Origin of the sequence: Brevibacillus sp. SIMBA_040 (genome assembly GCF_046535075.1) — a bacterium.
Taxonomy (GTDB): Bacteria; Bacillota; Bacilli; order Brevibacillales; family Brevibacillaceae; genus Brevibacillus.
Map to the genome: position 1 here is coordinate 65,907 of NZ_JAWRXI010000020.1, position 16,187 is coordinate 82,093.

Annotated in this window: 15 protein-coding genes and 1 riboswitch; of the genes, 5 read left to right on the forward strand and 10 right to left on the reverse strand. The window is 47.6% G+C overall.

The window, feature by feature from the left end; translation table 11 throughout:
• Positions 1–17 precede the first annotated feature (17 nt).
• From pdxR to SB752_RS26230, 6 genes are all read right to left on the reverse strand, one after another.
• Positions 18–1,496 carry a MocR-like pyridoxine biosynthesis transcription factor PdxR gene (gene pdxR, locus SB752_RS26205; protein WP_410718415.1) on the reverse strand — a complete coding sequence of 493 codons (1,479 nt, stop codon included), beginning with the start codon at positions 1,494–1,496 and terminating at the stop codon, positions 18–20.
• A gap of 150 nt (positions 1,497–1,646) precedes the next feature.
• Positions 1,647–2,354: an ABC transporter ATP-binding protein gene (locus SB752_RS26210; RefSeq protein WP_103108387.1), complete on the reverse strand. Its 708-nt coding sequence runs from the start codon at positions 2,352–2,354 to the stop codon at positions 1,647–1,649.
• Positions 2,355–2,368: 14 nt separating this feature from the next.
• Positions 2,369–3,145 (reverse strand): ABC transporter ATP-binding protein, encoded by a 777-nt coding sequence (locus SB752_RS26215; RefSeq protein ID WP_410718416.1) that lies wholly within the window; start codon positions 3,143–3,145, stop codon positions 2,369–2,371.
• A 20-nt stretch (positions 3,146–3,165) separates the two neighbouring features.
• Positions 3,166–4,449 carry a branched-chain amino acid ABC transporter permease gene (locus SB752_RS26220; RefSeq protein ID WP_410718417.1) on the reverse strand — a complete coding sequence of 428 codons (1,284 nt, stop codon included), beginning with the start codon at positions 4,447–4,449 and terminating at the stop codon, positions 3,166–3,168.
• A 9-nt stretch (positions 4,450–4,458) separates the two neighbouring features.
• Positions 4,459–5,409, reverse strand: a complete 951-nt coding sequence (locus SB752_RS26225; protein WP_410718455.1) for a branched-chain amino acid ABC transporter permease — start codon at positions 5,407–5,409, stop codon at positions 4,459–4,461.
• A gap of 861 nt (positions 5,410–6,270) precedes the next feature.
• Entirely contained in the window at positions 6,271–8,025 is a 1,755-nt protein-coding gene (locus SB752_RS26230) for an adenine deaminase C-terminal domain-containing protein (RefSeq protein ID WP_410718418.1), read from the reverse strand.
• A gap of 195 nt (positions 8,026–8,220) precedes the next feature.
• Between SB752_RS26230 and SB752_RS26235 the strand changes: the two genes are divergently transcribed.
• The 4 genes from SB752_RS26235 to SB752_RS26250 all read left to right on the forward strand — a co-directional run bounded on the left by SB752_RS26235 (position 8,221) and on the right by SB752_RS26250 (position 10,652).
• Complete coding sequence (locus SB752_RS26235) at positions 8,221–8,742, forward strand: YgaP family membrane protein (RefSeq protein WP_410718419.1); 522 nt, start codon at positions 8,221–8,223, stop codon at positions 8,740–8,742.
• Between the two features lie 13 nt (positions 8,743–8,755).
• The gene (locus SB752_RS26240) at positions 8,756–8,893 is read left to right on the forward strand and encodes an EYxxD motif small membrane protein (RefSeq protein WP_162839496.1); all 138 of its coding nucleotides are present in this window, start codon (positions 8,756–8,758) and stop codon (positions 8,891–8,893) included.
• A 149-nt stretch (positions 8,894–9,042) separates the two neighbouring features.
• Positions 9,043–9,426, forward strand: a complete 384-nt coding sequence (locus SB752_RS26245) for a MarR family winged helix-turn-helix transcriptional regulator (protein WP_410718456.1) — start codon at positions 9,043–9,045, stop codon at positions 9,424–9,426.
• Between the two features lie 11 nt (positions 9,427–9,437).
• The gene (locus tag SB752_RS26250; RefSeq protein WP_410718420.1) at positions 9,438–10,652 is read left to right on the forward strand and encodes an MFS transporter; all 1,215 of its coding nucleotides are present in this window, start codon (positions 9,438–9,440) and stop codon (positions 10,650–10,652) included.
• A 67-nt stretch (positions 10,653–10,719) separates the two neighbouring features.
• Here the strand turns inward: SB752_RS26250 and purD are convergent, their stop codons facing one another.
• The 3 genes from purD to SB752_RS26265 form a co-directional block, all read right to left on the reverse strand.
• Complete coding sequence (gene purD, locus SB752_RS26255; protein WP_410718421.1) at positions 10,720–11,991, reverse strand: phosphoribosylamine--glycine ligase; 1,272 nt, start codon at positions 11,989–11,991, stop codon at positions 10,720–10,722.
• Between the two features lie 28 nt (positions 11,992–12,019).
• Positions 12,020–13,570 carry a bifunctional phosphoribosylaminoimidazolecarboxamide formyltransferase/IMP cyclohydrolase gene (purH, locus tag SB752_RS26260; protein ID WP_410718422.1) on the reverse strand — a complete coding sequence of 517 codons (1,551 nt, stop codon included), beginning with the start codon at positions 13,568–13,570 and terminating at the stop codon, positions 12,020–12,022.
• 192 nt (positions 13,571–13,762) lie between these two features.
• Entirely contained in the window at positions 13,763–14,113 is a 351-nt protein-coding gene (locus tag SB752_RS26265; protein WP_410718423.1) for a hypothetical protein, read from the reverse strand.
• 164 nt (positions 14,114–14,277) lie between these two features.
• Positions 14,278–14,450, forward strand: a riboswitch (M-box (ykoK) riboswitch).
• Between the two features lie 251 nt (positions 14,451–14,701).
• Between SB752_RS26265 and SB752_RS26270 the strand changes: the two genes are divergently transcribed.
• Positions 14,702–15,628: a magnesium transporter CorA family protein gene (locus tag SB752_RS26270; protein ID WP_410718457.1), complete on the forward strand. Its 927-nt coding sequence runs from the start codon at positions 14,702–14,704 to the stop codon at positions 15,626–15,628.
• Positions 15,629–15,666: 38 nt separating this feature from the next.
• Here the strand turns inward: SB752_RS26270 and SB752_RS26275 are convergent, their stop codons facing one another.
• Positions 15,667–16,065: an RrF2 family transcriptional regulator gene (locus SB752_RS26275; protein WP_410718424.1), complete on the reverse strand. Its 399-nt coding sequence runs from the start codon at positions 16,063–16,065 to the stop codon at positions 15,667–15,669.
• Positions 16,066–16,187: the final 122 nt, after the last annotated feature.

Below are 16,187 nucleotides of genomic sequence, written 5' to 3' on the forward strand. Positions count from 1 at the left end.
CTTCTCCCGAAAAATCCCTACACTAGCATATGTTTTTGACTTTTGGCCATATTTGCTCGCATGTATGGCTCCCATACCTCTCGAAGCAACCGTATCCCCGTATTCATCGCGTCAATTGTCTGCCCGCCGAATCCAAATTGAAAGGTAGGCAGCTCTTTTTTCGTCGGATCCACCCACTTGTGTGCCGTTGGATATACACGAACGCCTACAGAAGCAGCAATTTTCCCCAGCTCATCGGAGGTACAGGCACTGTTTACCTCAACGGTTACTGACAGACCTGCATCTTGTCCCTTGATCCGAATGCATGGTCCCATTTCTTCCTGCAGGAGCTGCAGCAGGGCATCATGCTTTTTCCGATAAAGTGTCCGCATTTTACGAATGTGCCGCTCCCAATCTCCATTTTTTATAAATAGCGCCAGCGTCTCCTGATGAATGCGTGATGCCGTTTGATCAAATGATGCCAGGCTTTCATGATAGTTGGGCAGCAGGGCAAAAGGCAGCACCATGTAGCTCATCCGGATAGAGGGCAGCAACGATTTGGAAAAAGTCCCCAAATAAATCACACGCCCTTCCGTATCCAAGCCTTGCAGAGAAGGAATCGGTTTTCCGTTGTAGCGGAACTCTCCATCGTAATCGTCCTCCATGATATAGCTCTGCGTCCGATTCGCCCACTTCAGCAGCTTTACCCGTTTTGCGTAGGGCATCACGATTCCTGATGGGTCCTGATGAGAGGGCGTCACGTAGACCATCCGCGCACCACTTTCCGTTAGCGCCGCTACACTAATCCCGTCCTCCTCGAGCTTAATCGGACAGATCTCAAAGCCAAGCTGCGAAAAAACAGTACGAACTCCGTGATAACAGGGCTCCTCGATCGCAACGACTCGCTCTCGTGTGCCGAACAAAAAGCCAAGCATACAAATCAACACCTGCGTCCCTGATCCGATCACAATTTGCTCTGCTGTCACCTGAACACCGCGAGCCCGGCTCAAATAACGGGCAATCTCCTCTCGCAGCTCCGGCTCTCCTTGGTAGTGACCATAGTAGAGGACACTCTTGTTTTCTCGCTGCATGCACTGATTGCTGTATTTGCGCCACAATTCATATGGAAAATGATCTGAATCGACCCGCGCTTGGTGAAAATCATACTGGATAGGTGTTGCACTGTAGTCAGCGTTTGATCCTTCCAATGATAGCTCTAGATCTGGCGCGGATGACTCTGTATGATTTCTCTTCAGCATCGGTCCATCCCAGTCCATATCCACCACATAAAAGCCGCTTCGCTCTCTGCTCTCGATATAGCCTTCTGCCAAAAGCTGATGATATGCCGTTTCTACCGTCGTTTTACTCACATGCAAAAAACTGCTCAAGGCTCGTACAGATGGCAGCCTCGTTCCTGAAACAAACCGTCTGCTTCTAATCTCGTTGCAAAAATAACGATATAGCTGCAAATAAAGAGCTTCGTTACTCTCTTCAAATCGTGGGCTGATATCTAACATATCGGACCTCCTGTGCCATCTGACCTGTTCGTGATAGAAAGATCCGCCGATGTAATGAAGTGCAAATATTCTCTACTCTATATCATAGCAGAAGACTCGCAATAGAAAAGAAAAACCGATAGAGCTTTCACTCCATCGGCCATGCATTACTTATGCGAGATAGGCTTCACGTACCTGGGGATTCGCCAGCAACGTGTGTGCATCGTCTTTCATAATAATTTCCCCGGTTTGAATGACATAACCGCGGTGAGCAACGGAAAGCGCTTGGTTTGCGTTCTGCTCGACCAGCAGAATCGTCATCCCTTCTTTGTTCAGCTCGGTGACGATGTCAAATATTTGCTCCACCAAAATCGGTGCCAGACCCATCGACGGCTCATCGAGCATCAAAATTTGCGGCTTCATCATAAGTCCACGCGCGATCGCAAGCATTTGCTGCTCTCCACCCGACATCGTACCGCCCTTTTGTTCAATCCGTTCCTTTAGACGAGGAAAATATGCAAAAGCGCGTTCTATTCCTTCTTCAATCACTTTTTTATCCGAAACTCCGAAGGCTCCCATCTCCAGGTTTTCCCGCACCGTCAGCTTTGGAAAAATTCTTCGTCCCTCCGGCACATGTGCGATGCCAGCTTTAGCAATATCATGGGTACGCATCTGCGTAATGTCCTTCCCATTAAATAGGACCTTCCCTTGCTTGGCACGTGTCTGTCCACAGATGGTTTTAAGCGTGGTTGACTTCCCTGCACCGTTGGAGCCAATCAGTGTTACCACTTCACCCTGATTCACCGTAATGCTTAAACCCTTCAATGCGTGGATGCCGCCGTAATAGGTATGAACCTCTTGCAGTTCCAACAATGCCATATTTCTTCCTCCTCCTACGACACTTCCGACGCGCTTTTTCCGAGATACGCCTCAATTACGTTCGGGTTGTTGCGAATTTGCTCCGGTGTGCCCTCAGCAATCTTGCGTCCATAGTCCAATACGTGGATGTACTCGCTGAGGCCCATGACCAGCTTCATATCATGCTCGATCAAAATAATTGTCAGGTCCAGCTCTCTTTTCAGGCGGCGGATAAAGTCTGTCATCTCGACCGTCTCACGTGGGTTCATCCCCGCTGCAGGCTCATCCAGCAAAATGATCTGTGGATTAGTCGCCATCGCCCGGGCAATTTCCAGCCGCCGCTGCAATCCGTACGGCAGGCTCCCTGCCGCTTCATTGGCGATATGTTCGATCCCTACGTACTCTAGGAGCTGATAGGCTTCGACACGAGCCTTTTCTTCTTCATGACGGACTCGCTTTGTATTGAACAGGATGCCTACGAGTCCCGCAGACAAACGGCTGTGAACACCTACCATTACATTTTCCAAAGCCGTCATTTGCTTGAACAGGCGAATATTTTGAAACGTACGGGTAATGCCTCGACTGGCGATCTGATCCGGGCGCAGCTTTTTGATGCTCTTGCCGTTCAGCAGAATCTCGCCCTCATCTGGCTCATAGAATCCGGTAATCATATTAAAAAACGTTGTCTTCCCAGCCCCGTTCGGACCGATAACAGCAGTAATGCTTCCTTTTTCAATGGCAATCGAAACGTCTTGATTCGCTACCAGTCCACCAAATCGTTTCGTTAAATTTTTCGCTTCCAACAATGCCATGCTATACCCCTCCCTGTCCGTTACGACTGTTTGCCAGAAGACGCCCCCGTGAGCTTGCCCAAAATGCCGAGCTTCTCTTTGGTAAACGGACTGTTCTTAATCGAATCAAGATCATTTTTCTTTCGCTTGGCTGGTATCAATCCATTCGGACGATACAACGCCACAAGAATCAGCATGATCCCGAAGATGAGTCGCTGGAACTTGGACGGGTCTAACTGGTTGGGCAAATTGATGATGCCCGATTGCTGCAAGCTGTGCAGGAAGTTGGAGAACTCCTTGAGCAGCTGCACTTGCAAAATCGTAACAAAGGCGGCACCGAGAACAACACCGGGAATACTTCCGCTGCCCCCCAAAATAACCATGACCAAAATTCCGATCGATTCCATCAGGGTAAATGAAGTAGGGTCAATAAAGGTTTGCTTGGCAGCAAAGATAACTCCGACCACACCTGCAAACGATGCGCCCGTAGCAAAGGCAGCCAGTTTTGTATTCAAAAGGGAGATTCCCATCGATTGAGCAGCCAGCTCATCCTCGCGAACCGCGATCCAGGCTCTGCCCATACGGGAGTGCTCAAAGCGGATGTTTGCCACTACGATAAACGCGATTACGAACAGAACGATGAAATAGAAGTAAAACGGCGTCCCCATCTTGATCCCAAAAATTTCAGGAGACGGAATCGGGGTAATCCCTTGTGGACCGTTTGTAATATTGATCGGTTTGTCCAGGTTGTTAAAAATAATTCGGATAATCTCACCGAAGCCAAGCGTAACGATGGCGAGATAGTCCCCTTTTACCCGTAAAACAGGCAAGCCCAGCAATACCCCAAATACTGCTGCCACGATCAGACCTACAATCAGGAACGGCCAGAACCAGTCACCCGAGAGCGGAAACAGATTCCCTGCGATGAACTCGTTCGCTTGAGAAGTAGAGAAAATCGCATAAGCATACGCACCAGCAGCGAAGAACGCCACGTATCCGAGGTCCAGAAGACCAGCAAAGCCAACTACGATATTCAGGCCAAGCGCCATGGCTACGTAAATCCCTACTTGTGAAGCTACCTCCATGTAGTAGCGATTTTCCCCGGCTACCAGCGGAATAATAATGAGTAGCACCGCTGCCCCTACAATCATTTTTATCGTTTTGGAGGCATTGGTGTAATAGATCAGAACGATGGACGAGAGAATACCGAGAAATGCGGTAACGGATTTGTCCATAAAATGCAGCGCTGCAGCAAAAGCAGCGATCCAAACCAACGTGACGACGAGTGGAATGCCTTTGAACGATTTCCATGCCATGTTTGCCATTGGATTCACCTACACTTTCTCTTTCACAGCTTCGCCAAACAGCCCTTCCGGCTTGAAGAGAAGCACGAGGATTAGAATACTGAATGCAAACACGTCTTTGTACTCGGCACCAAACGCTCCGTTGGTCAGCGGTCCCATGAACGCACCGGAGAGCGATTCCAGCATTCCGAGCAGAATACCACCTACCATAGCGCCTCGCAGATTACCGATCCCACCTAATACGGCAGCAGTAAATGCTTTCAGACCGAGAATAAAACCGATATACGGGTCAATCGTACCGTAGTTCTGCGAGAACAATACGCCTGTTGCTCCACCCAGACTGGAACCGATCAAAAAAGTAAGCATGATGACTTTGTCTACATTGATTGTCATGAGCGAAGCTGTGCTTTGATCCTGGGCAACGGCGCGCATCGCAATTCCCCACTTGGTTTTGCCCACGAACAAGGTAAGAGCGATCATCATGATAATCGCAAGAACGATAACAACCAAGCCCTTTGTTGGGATCGACGCCCAGCTTCCCAGTGGGATGTTCCCTGTGAAAAGTGCCGGTGTGTTCAAATAAAACTCGTTACGAGCAAGCGCTTCTGTAAAACGGACCAAATCTTGCAGCAAGAAGGAAACACCGATAGCGGAAATCAATGGTACCAGACGAGGTGCGCCCCGCAATGGTCGATACGCCACCCGCTCAATTCCGACCCCAAGTGCTCCGGTAATTACCATCGAAATAATAAGCGTTATGAAAAGTGCGACAAATGGATTCATGCCATCCAGTGCTCCCAAGGCGTCAGAGATCAATAAAACCTCAGTTCCCACAAAAGCACCCACCATAAAAATTTCTCCATGAGCGAAGTTAATAAATTCCAAAATTCCGTAAACCATGGTATAGCCTAGTGCCACGACAGCGTACATGAATCCAAGAATCAATCCGTCAACTAACACCTGAGGCAAAATGTTTAGCATCATGCTTATCCCATCCCTCATTTCTTTCCAATGCTTGTTTAAATTTTCTGCATTTAATACAACGACCGGACATGGGTCACTTACGTAAGAAGTGAGGCCTCTGCATAGAAAATGCGACCGCAATTTCGCGAAAAAGCTTTCATGCGCTCCAGAATTCATTAGCATTGCTGATAAATTCTTATACGTAGAAAAGGGACGTACACCTATGTGCCGCCCCTATGGTATGTGAGGCATGATCAATCGTGCTATGATGTCAGGTGCTTCTACTTGGTCTTACCGGTTATCATGTTTTTCAAGAATAGTGCTTTGGTGGTTTGTACATGTTTTTGAGGTTGATGTTTGCTTTGTTCACACATTTTCGGAAATAGTCTTCCAGAGGCTTGTTCGCGGTTAAGTTGTACTCTTCTGCCCCAATCATCCAGCTTGTAAAGTTGTGTCATACACATAGGAGACACGAAAACAATATATTGAATAATTGGATAATATTATCATATCAGAAGAACCTAAGCCGTTGCCACACATAAATAGGACTTTTATCCTTTTCCACGTGAATTCTGCCTTCTGGATGTAGACCTCCGGAATTACTTTTGATCAGGGGTCTTGCTGTTATCTAGTTAGTACGGTTACGGTTCTAGCGTTCTTCTGCTTGCAACCCTTTCTACCAATACCGCAGATTGAATGATTGCGTAAGAGCTTTTTGTCATGCGGAATGGAATCCCCCTTTATCTTTGTTTAATCATTATTGTAAAATAAATCGGAAAATTTACAAGAGAAAAAAATATTATCTTCATATACATATCCAACATGCACATGAAAATAATGATTGCCTTACTTATAAACGCTTCTATTGAAATGAAACTTTTATACTAACGGAAGGGAAGGAACCAATAATTTACCACTTTTCACATCAATAATTCCTTCTGAAGTGAGCCGCGCATACGGTAAATGGGTAGCCGTAAAGAACAAGATAGAGTATAGCGGATCGAGGTGAGCATGCCCTTTTTGTCGAAGCTTCTGGGTCAACTCCTCTGCCATCTCGATGACTTCCTCCATAGGAGCGTCTGAAAATCTCCCGGCCAAAGGCAACGGACATTCACATACGATTTCTCCTCCATCGATCAGTACTACGCCTCCGCCAATCTCTCTCATCCGATCAAGCGCCCGCTTCATCGCTTCGGGATTGCGGCCGATGACAATCCAGTCCTCCGAAGCCGTATAAGAGCTCGCCAAGCCTTCCAGGTCGGAGCCATAGCCGTGCAATACCGCCTGCGTACGTCTACCTCCCGCCGGGTCGATACTTGCGATATACGCCATTTGTGGATCGTGCTCGATTGAGACATTACCGTTCTCATCAATCGGCAGCTCTGCCATTTCCAGTCTGGTAATGACTGCGTTCAGCATGTGCAGGACAGGTGTTTGGCCCGCTTCGGGACGCAAGTGGAACCAGTCGGCTGACGCTTGCTTCTCAAAATCATCCACAGGCGGAAACGGAATCTTTTCCCAGCGCGCCTGAATCGTCGGAATGAGTAGCGTATCATTCTTGGCTGCACACTTTCCGTTTGCGATAACAAGCTCAGGGGTAGGCTCGTATTTATCTGCTAAAACTAGCAAATCTGCCAGCCGTCCAGGAGCAATTCCCCCCATTTCCCCATCCATACCGTAATAAACAGCCGGATTTAGCGACGCCATCACATACGCTTCCTCTGGAGGCATTCCCGCCTCAATCGCGACTCGAATCGTCCCATCCATAAGACCATTGCGATGCATCGGAGGTGTACTGCCATCCGAGGTCAGCATCATTCGTCCTGACCAGGGCTGCCCAAGCTCCAGCCACCCTTTGACCAGATCAGGCAAGTCCGGACGAATCGAGGAGTGACGTAGCGTAGCGTACATACCCAGCCTGAGTCGAGATAGCAAATCCTCTGCGGTAATTCCCTCATGGCACGCTGTAATGCCTGCAGCCGACGCTATATTCAGTGTTTCAACCGAAGCACCTGGATGATGACCCTCCATGCGTTTTCCCAGATCTAGCGCATGCTTTAAGCCGAACAGTACCTTTTCATCCTCGGACAGCAAGCCAGACCAGCTGGTAAGCTCTCCTCCCTGTACGACAAGCGGATGCTCCAGCATACGTGCCAAGCCTTCCTTGGTGAATTGCGGATGTTCCTTGCCCGTCTGTGGATCGAGCCGAGCCCAAAAAAACTGTTTGACTGGGTGATCAGCTAACGACTCCATAATTTCCTTTACTTGCTCAAACGGCAGATTCATCAGCATCAACGAATCAGACACGAGTGTAGTCGTTCCGTGCTTGAGCGCAAAGTCAGCCAAGGTATACGGGTTATACCATTGAAATGGATGGGCATGAGGCTCTATATAGCCCGGAACCAGATACTTTTCGCTTGCGTCGATGATCTCGGTGTGCTCATCCACAAGTGGTTCTTTTTCACCTACATAAGCAATTCGTTCTCCTGACAAGGCAACATGTACCTGCATCCATTCCTTCGTATATACATTGAACACATTTGCACCTTGAATCCATAGGCTCGCTGGTGCTAGTCGTCTGCTTACCCTCATCAGATTCACATGGTCTTCGCTCGATAATGGTCTTACGCGCATAGTTTTTATCTCTCCTCACTGTATCAATTTCGTCGTCCGACCAACTGAATGCTCATTCATTATGTACTTACTGCTTCGTCGCTCATTGGTACTTCCCCTGCTTTTTCCTGCACTCGCTAGCAACAATTTCCACGGGTGCAATCATCACAATAGCCACAGACTAGCCACAAGAAGAAACTACTGGAGGCTATGAGTATGCACAAAAACGTGGGAACCACTGATGCGATGATCCGGATTACTGGCGGCCTGCTTGGCTTGGCATATGGAGTCGGCAAAATGAGTCGTCGTCCGTATAACACGCCTTGGCTATTGCTATCTCTTTCTGCCATGAAAGTAGCAGAGGGTGTTACACGAGTATGCCCCATGTACTCAGCGATGGGTGTAAATACGATCAAAGCGAATGGCATGCAAAACATAATGGACAAGGCAAAGCAAAAAGGTATTCAAGCTGTTATGAATCAGGTAACCCGATCCATGAGCATGACGGGCAGTTCTGATAAAGCGCAGAGCCAAGACAAAAGGAATCAGTCGGCAACTGCCCAATCCAGTACCACTAACACAACTAGTGCAACCACTGTAAGCGGCAACGACTTTTCCCTTAAGCCGCAGCTGACTGCTGAAGACGAGCAACTAGAGACAGCCGCACGCGAATTCATTTCCTATCGCTCCCAAGAAAAGAACGAGCAAAAATCCAACACGTATCCTACTTATTCTTAAGGAGGCTACACCCATGCTTACAGTCGGACCTCCCTTATACGAATGGTTGTCCCACAATTTTTTTGTCATCGCTGCCATCATTGGCGTCATTGCCGTGATGGGCTACTACGCCTACAATCTCACCAGAAAGAAAGGGAGATACCGCCAGTAAAGCGGTATTTTTCTTTTTCATTTACACGTTTAGTTGTTTCACTTATAATTGTCAAAGCAAGTATTTTTAGATGAAAGAAGGGTCACACCTTGATTGACCAATGGAAAGATGAACCGATTGGCTTTCTGATCGGCAATACCTATCGGCGAATGATCCACCATGTTTCCACGTACCTGCGTGACTTCGATCTGACAACCGAGCAATTCGCTGTGTTGTTCAGGCTTCGCGAGCAAGATGGCATCAATCAAAAAGAACTCGCTCTACGCTCAGCCAAAGATCAGCCAACGATGACACGCTTGCTGGACAACTTAGCCAAAAAGGGTTGGATTGAAAAAAAGTCGTGTCCGCAAGACCGGCGAGCATTTCTCATTACTTTGACTCCAGCAGGACGGGAATGGGTAGAAAAAGCAATCCCGGTTGAAGCGGTTGCTGTCTCCGAAATATTGGGGGACATACCGTCTGAACAGTTGGAATTCTTAAAGGACATTCTTTTGCGAATCAACACAAACATAAACAGTCATACAAAAGAGTAGGAGTGACATCATTGGGAGAGGCTAGAGAGAAACTATGGACGAAGGATTTCGTCCTTTTAACTGTTTGCAATTTGATCTTGTTCAGTACGATTCAGATGCAGACCCCGACCTTTCCGGCATACGTCAAAGAGGCGTTTCAAGCAGATGATTTTGTCGTCAGCCTCGTTATCAGCCTGTTTTGTATTGCCGCTGTCGTTGCCAGGATTTTTACAGGGGAAGCACTGAAAACGAGAAGCAGCAAAATGCTTGCCATCATTGCTTTATGCTTTGTCTCACTTGCAACTGCGGGGTATTATTTGGCGGGCGGTATCGCCTTTTTCTTATTGATGCGCATGCTTGTTGGGGTCGGCTTTGGAATGGGAAGCACTACCTTCCCCACTATTGTTTCTAACGTGATTCCGAACAAACGAATTGGCGAAGGGATGGGCTATTTCGGCTTGTCCACCAGTCTGGCTATGGCGCTCGGTCCTATGATCGGCCTTACGATTTTAAATACGTTCGGATTCGGTTACATGCTCTTTACTGTCGTTCTTTTGATCGCACTTATTTTTCCGTTGATGCAGCTCATACGTGCATACAGCAGGCCAACAGCGCCTCCGCAAAAAACAGCTTCACCTGCACCAAAGGGTCTCGGACGTTTCTTTGATCGGAAGCTGCTCTTGCCTGCCACGTTGAATTTTTGTCTGTCGATTACCTATGGCGGTGTACTCAGCTTTTTGGCTCTGTATGGAAAAGAAGCTCATCTAGCAAACGTCGGTGCCTTCTTCTTGTGCAATGCCATCGCGATGGTCTTGATTCGACCGTTTTCCGGAAAGCTGTTTGATCGCAAAGGTCACATGGCTGTCTTGCCACCTGGCGCGATTTTCGTTGGTATCAGCCTGCTTATCCTGTCACTTGCTCATACGCAGTCTATTTTGCTCGTTTCTGCCTTCTTCTATGGCTTGGGATACGGCACGATCCAGCCGTCGATCCAGGCCTGGATGGTTAAGCAGGTGGCTCCAGAGCAGCGTGGTATGGCTAATGGCGTGTTTTTCAACTCGATCGATTTAGGGATCGCTGTAGGCTCCATGCTTCTCGGCGTCCTTGCTACTCATTCAAACTACTCGGTAATGTACCGTTGGTCAGCTCTCAGCATGCTCTTGTTCCTCGTCATTTACTTCCTGTCGCAGCTGGTAGGAGCTAAAGAGAAAAAAGCTGCTGTAGCTACGGAAAACGCCAGTCTATAGGATTCAAAAATACCCAGGTCAGCTATTTCGCTGCCTGGGTATTTTCATTAACGTAAGAAAAGCTTCCTTATTGTTGATGCTTCATCGCTTTTGCCGCGATATCTGTGCGGTACTGAGCACCCTCAAAGGAGATTCCCTCTACAGCAGCATAAGCCGCTTCACGTGCTTTTGACAGGTTCTCACCTGTAGCCACAACGCCCAGCACGCGTCCACCACTGGTGACGATTCCTTCATCTGACTCTTTTGTCCCCGCATGAAACACGGTAACGCCATTTCGTACGTTATCCAAGCCTTGAATGACTTGACCTTTTGGATACTCACCTGGATAGCCGGGAGCTGCCATCACGACACAAACAGCGCTGCCTTTTTTCCAGGTAACATCCACTGCATCCAGCTCACCTTTGATCGTCGCAACGAAAATATCCACCAAATCGGTTTCCAGCAGCGGCAGGATGACTTGTGTTTCCGGATCGCCAAAGCGTGCGTTAAACTCCACTACCTTTGGACCTTGCTCCGTGATCATGAGACCTGTATACAGAATGCCTTTGAACGGAATCCCATCAGTTGCCATCCCTTTCGCCATTGGCTTCACGATCGTTTCCACGACCTCATCAACCAGTGCGTCAGACATGTGCGGAACAGGTGCATAGGTTCCCATGCCACCCGTATTCGGTCCGAGATCATCGTTAAAAATTCGTTTATGGTCTTGGGAAGTAATCATCGGCTTCACCGTTTCCCCATCGACAAAAGCGAGCAGTGACAGCTCTTCACCGCGCATGCACTCTTCGATGACGACACGTGCTCCCGCTTCACCAAATACATGATCCTGCATGATTTGACGAAGTGCTTCCTCTGCTTCCTGAAGCGTCTCTGCTACTACAACGCCTTTGCCCGCAGCGAGTCCGTCAGCTTTGACGACAATCGGTGCTCCTTTTTCACGAACATACGCAATCGCAGATTCATAATCAAGGAACGATTCGTACTCTGAGGTCGGGATATTGTAGCGTTTCATCAAGCTTTTCGCAAAGGATTTGCTTCCTTCAATCAACGCCGCTTTTCCGTTCGGTCCATAGATTGGCAGATTGCGCTCCTCAAAGAAGTCCACGATCCCGCCAAGCAAAGGATCTTCGGGACCGACCACAGTCAGGTCAATCCCTTCATCCTTGGCAAACTGAGCAAGTGCAGCAAAATCGTTGACGCCAATCGGTACATTTTGTGCCACACCAGCGATACCGCCATTTCCAGGCGCACAGTATACCTTTTTTACCTTCGGGCTTTGCAACAGCTTCCAGGCAATCGTATGCTCACGACCGCCGCCGCCAATGACTAATATATTCATCGTGTATGCTCCTCCTGTGGGAGAGGGATTAGTGTTTAAAATGACGAGTACCAGTAAAGATCATGGCAATTCCAGCACGATTGCACGCATCGATAGACTCTTGGTCGCGGATAGAGCCGCCAGGTTGAATAATCGCTGTGATACCTGCTTGTGCAGCCGCTTCTACTGTATCGCCCATCGGGAAAAAGGCATCGGAAGCCAGTACAGAGCCAACCACCCCCGCCCCAGCCTGCTCAATGGCGATCTTGGCTGCACCCACTCGGTTCATCTGCCCCGCGCCAACACCAATCGTCATGTTGTCCTTTGCCAGCAAAATGGCATTGGACTTGACGTGCTTGACTACTTTCCAGGCAAATGTAAGCTGAGCCAGCTCTTCTTCTGTTGGCTTGCGGTCTGTGACCACTTGAATTTCGCTCTCTTCCAATTGCTTGTAGTCAAAATCTTGAACCAGAGCCCCACCTGCTACTGGAGCGACCCGGAACCGATTGTCCGCTTTTTTGTCTGGCTCATTCAGTGCCGGAGTGCGCAACAGACGCAGGTTCTTCTTCTCAGTGAGTACAGCGAGCGCCCCTTCGGTAAAATCAGGAGCGATGATGATTTCCAGGAAAATTTCTTTCATAGCCAGAGCCGTTTCGCGGTCAATCGAGCGATTGGCTGCTACGATTCCACCGAAAATGGAAACAGGATCTGCTTCGTACGCCTTTTGGTAAGCTTGGCGAATATCGCTGCCAATTCCTACACCACATGGGTTGGAGTGCTTGATCGCAACTACAGCAGGCTGATCGAATTCACGTACAATCGCCAAAGCTGCATCAGCATCGTTAATATTATTATAGGATAATTCTTTTCCATGCAGCTGCTCAGAATAACCGATGCTGAGGCTGCTCGCCAACGGCTCACGGTAAAAAGCAGCACGCTGATGCGGATTTTCACCATAACGCAGGTCTTGAGCCTTTTCATAGGTCACTGTGTAGCTCTCTGGCAGCAGCTCGCCCACCTCTTCGCTGAGGTAACGAGAGATCAAAGCATCATACGCTGCAGTGTGACGGAATACTTTTGCAGCCAGCTTGCGACGGGTATCCAGAGTGGTATCACCGCTCCCTTCGATTTCCTCCGCAACCTTGTCATAGTCAGCAGCATCTACAACAACACTGACAAAAGCATGGTTTTTAGCGGCAGAACGCAGCATAGTCGGCCCACCGATATCAATATTCTCAATAGCATCTTCGTATGTCACATCTGGTTTTGCAATCGTTTCTTTAAAAGGATACAAATTCACGACGACCAGATCAATGGTTTCGATGTTCAGCTCTTGTAATTGCTTCTGATGAGCTTCATTATCACGTACAGCCAAGAGCCCGCTGTGGATATTCGGATGCAGCGTTTTGACGCGTCCGTCCAAAATTTCCGGAAATCCAGTTACTTCGGATATGCCAATGACAGGAACACCTTCGGCTTTTAACAGGGAAGCCGTACCTCCGGTTGAAATGATTTCTACTCCGGCAGCTGCCAGTCTACGGGCAAACGGAATCAATCCAGTCTTGTCAGAAACGCTGATCAACGCTTTTTTCACACTCACGGATAGAACCTCCTGACTTTTAGTAAACACGAACATTCCCTTCCTATTAAAACATAATTGTACGCTTCTATCAAGGTTTTCATCTTAGTTAATTAGACCCTTCCTTAGGCGAATTTCCTATGTACAAAACAAGCGCAGCCGCCCATGCCTGTTTGGCACTCGCGACTGCACTTTACAATCCCTATGTGTGGACTAACGCTTTTTCTTGCCTTTTCCAGATAATTTTTTTACACGCTCAGCCAATGACAGATGCTTGCTTTTTCCAACAGCTCTAGTCGGTTTTTTGGTCCTCGTCTTACTGGTTTTCGCTTTTACATCTGTTGGCATCAATTTTCCGATATCATCCATTGTCAGGGACTTCCCACTTTTCATATGGTCCTTGACCTTTTCCTTGGTTTCCTCAGGCACATCAAGTCCCATATCCGACAGCTCATTGAGTACGGAGTCAATATTTCCTCCGCCCTTGGGCATTTTCTCAGCCAGCTTCATAATATCGTTTAGCGTCCATTCACGCCCGGTTTTCTTGCTTAGCTTGCCCAGCAAATCAGCAACAAAGTCTCCGCTCAGGTCCAGCCCCTCCTCATTTACGGCTTCTTTCTACTGTATGTCGGCAGAAGCGGAAAGGTTTGGGTTTTTGAAAAGTATTGACAAACCAGGATTGCGGCCCATATACTGCGGTAGATACAACGATTGCCAAAATGATATGGAACCGTTCCCGTTAGGTGAGGCTCCATGATGAACACAGGCCACTGCCCGGAAATGTCGAAAGACGCCAATGGGTAGAACAGGGATTGCCGGATTAAGGCTTTACTTAAGGTGGCTGAGCATGATTGATTGCTCTACGTTGTCATGTGCCAAAACTCAACTTGGGGAAGCGTGTAGGTAGTGCTTTTTTTAAGTGTGTTGTTTTTTCTATGCACTTTTTTATTGGCATTTCCAGGCTTCCCTGCAGACGGGAAGCCTTTTTTGTTGATTCCAGGGAGGTGAGCTGCTTTCAGTAGTCGATCATGTCACGTAAATAAGATTTTGAACAGGAAAGGAGCTCGCCGCTGCTTGGAATGCGGTAGCCACCGCCGATAATGCAGCTTAGCGCACCTTTCCCTACTTTTTAGTAAAGGCAGGGTGAATATGATGCTAAACATTTATCGCAGCAACGAGTTTGGAGAGCTCGTAGCACGAACTGATTTTGAAAAAGGCTGCTGGGTTCATTTGACAGAACCAACGCAAACAGAAATCCAGCACGTCTGTGATGCTTTTGCGATTGACCAAGAATTTTTTCGCGATGCTCTTGATGAAGGCGAACGTGCCAGAATAGAAAAAGATGAGGATTGCACGATGCTCATCGTAGAGATCCCGGTCCTCAGCTCAGATGATAAAATACGTACGATCCCACTCGGAATCGCCATCCAGAACGATTGCTTCATCACGATTTGCCTCACAAATACTCCCATTCTTGAAGATTTTGTCTTTGGCCGCGTCAAGCATTTCCACACGTTTATGAAAACAAGGTTTGTCCTTCAGATTCTTTATCGGATGGCCTTTTACTATTTGCAGTACCTGAAGCAAATTAACCAGAGACGGGAAAAAATGGAGGAAGCCCTCCACAAATCAGTCCGAAACAAAGAGCTTTTTTCCTTATTGGAAATTGAAAAAAGTCTGGTTTATTTTACGACAGCACTGACCAAAAATAACATTTTGCTGGAGAAGCTGTTCAATGGCAGCTACCTGAAAATATATGAGGAAGACAAGGAGCTATTGGAGGACGTCATGATCGAAACAAGACAGGCGATCGCCATGACGGAGGTATACAGCTCCATCATGAGCTCGATGATGAATGCCTTTGCATCGGTGATTTCAAACAATGTCAATCATGTTGTCAAAATATTGACTGCCATTACGATTGTACTCGCTCTGCCTACCATGATCGCGAGTATATACGGAATGAACGTGGAATTACCTTTGCAAAATGATAAACATGCGTTTTCCATTATCATGCTGCTCTCGCTTGTGTCCGCACTGGTTACAAGCCTGATCTTTTGGAAAAAGAAATACTTTTGATGGGAATAAAAAAGCAGTGGGTGCTCCACTGCTTTTCTTTAAACGCCTTTCATTTGTTTCGCCAGCTCATAAATCGTCTTGTTCTTTAGAGCCTGCTCCATTTGTCGCTCGGCATCCATCACAACCTGTTGAATCAGGCACTCTTGCCCATGATTGAAGCTACACTCAAATAGAGAGGTCGTGCCTTCGATCGCATGAATGACATCCAAAAAGGAAATCTCCTCATAGTTGCGCTTGAGTCTATATCCGCCATTTGCACCGGATACAGAATGGATAAGCCCTGCCTTGACCAGCTTGGTCAGCATTTTGGACAAATAGGTCTGGGAAACCCTCAGCTTCTCTGCTAATATCTGCACACTTACGGGCTTGTCTGGCGCTTCCATTACGAGATACAGCATCACATGGAGCGCATTGTCGGTTGCCTGTGAAAACTTCATAAGACACCTCGATTATAGACTTTACTTATCTATGATAAGGTTCATTTCACAAGATAGCAAGTGTCACATGCAGCTTGACATTGATAAAATAACGGATATTATAGATACTATAAATCGATTAT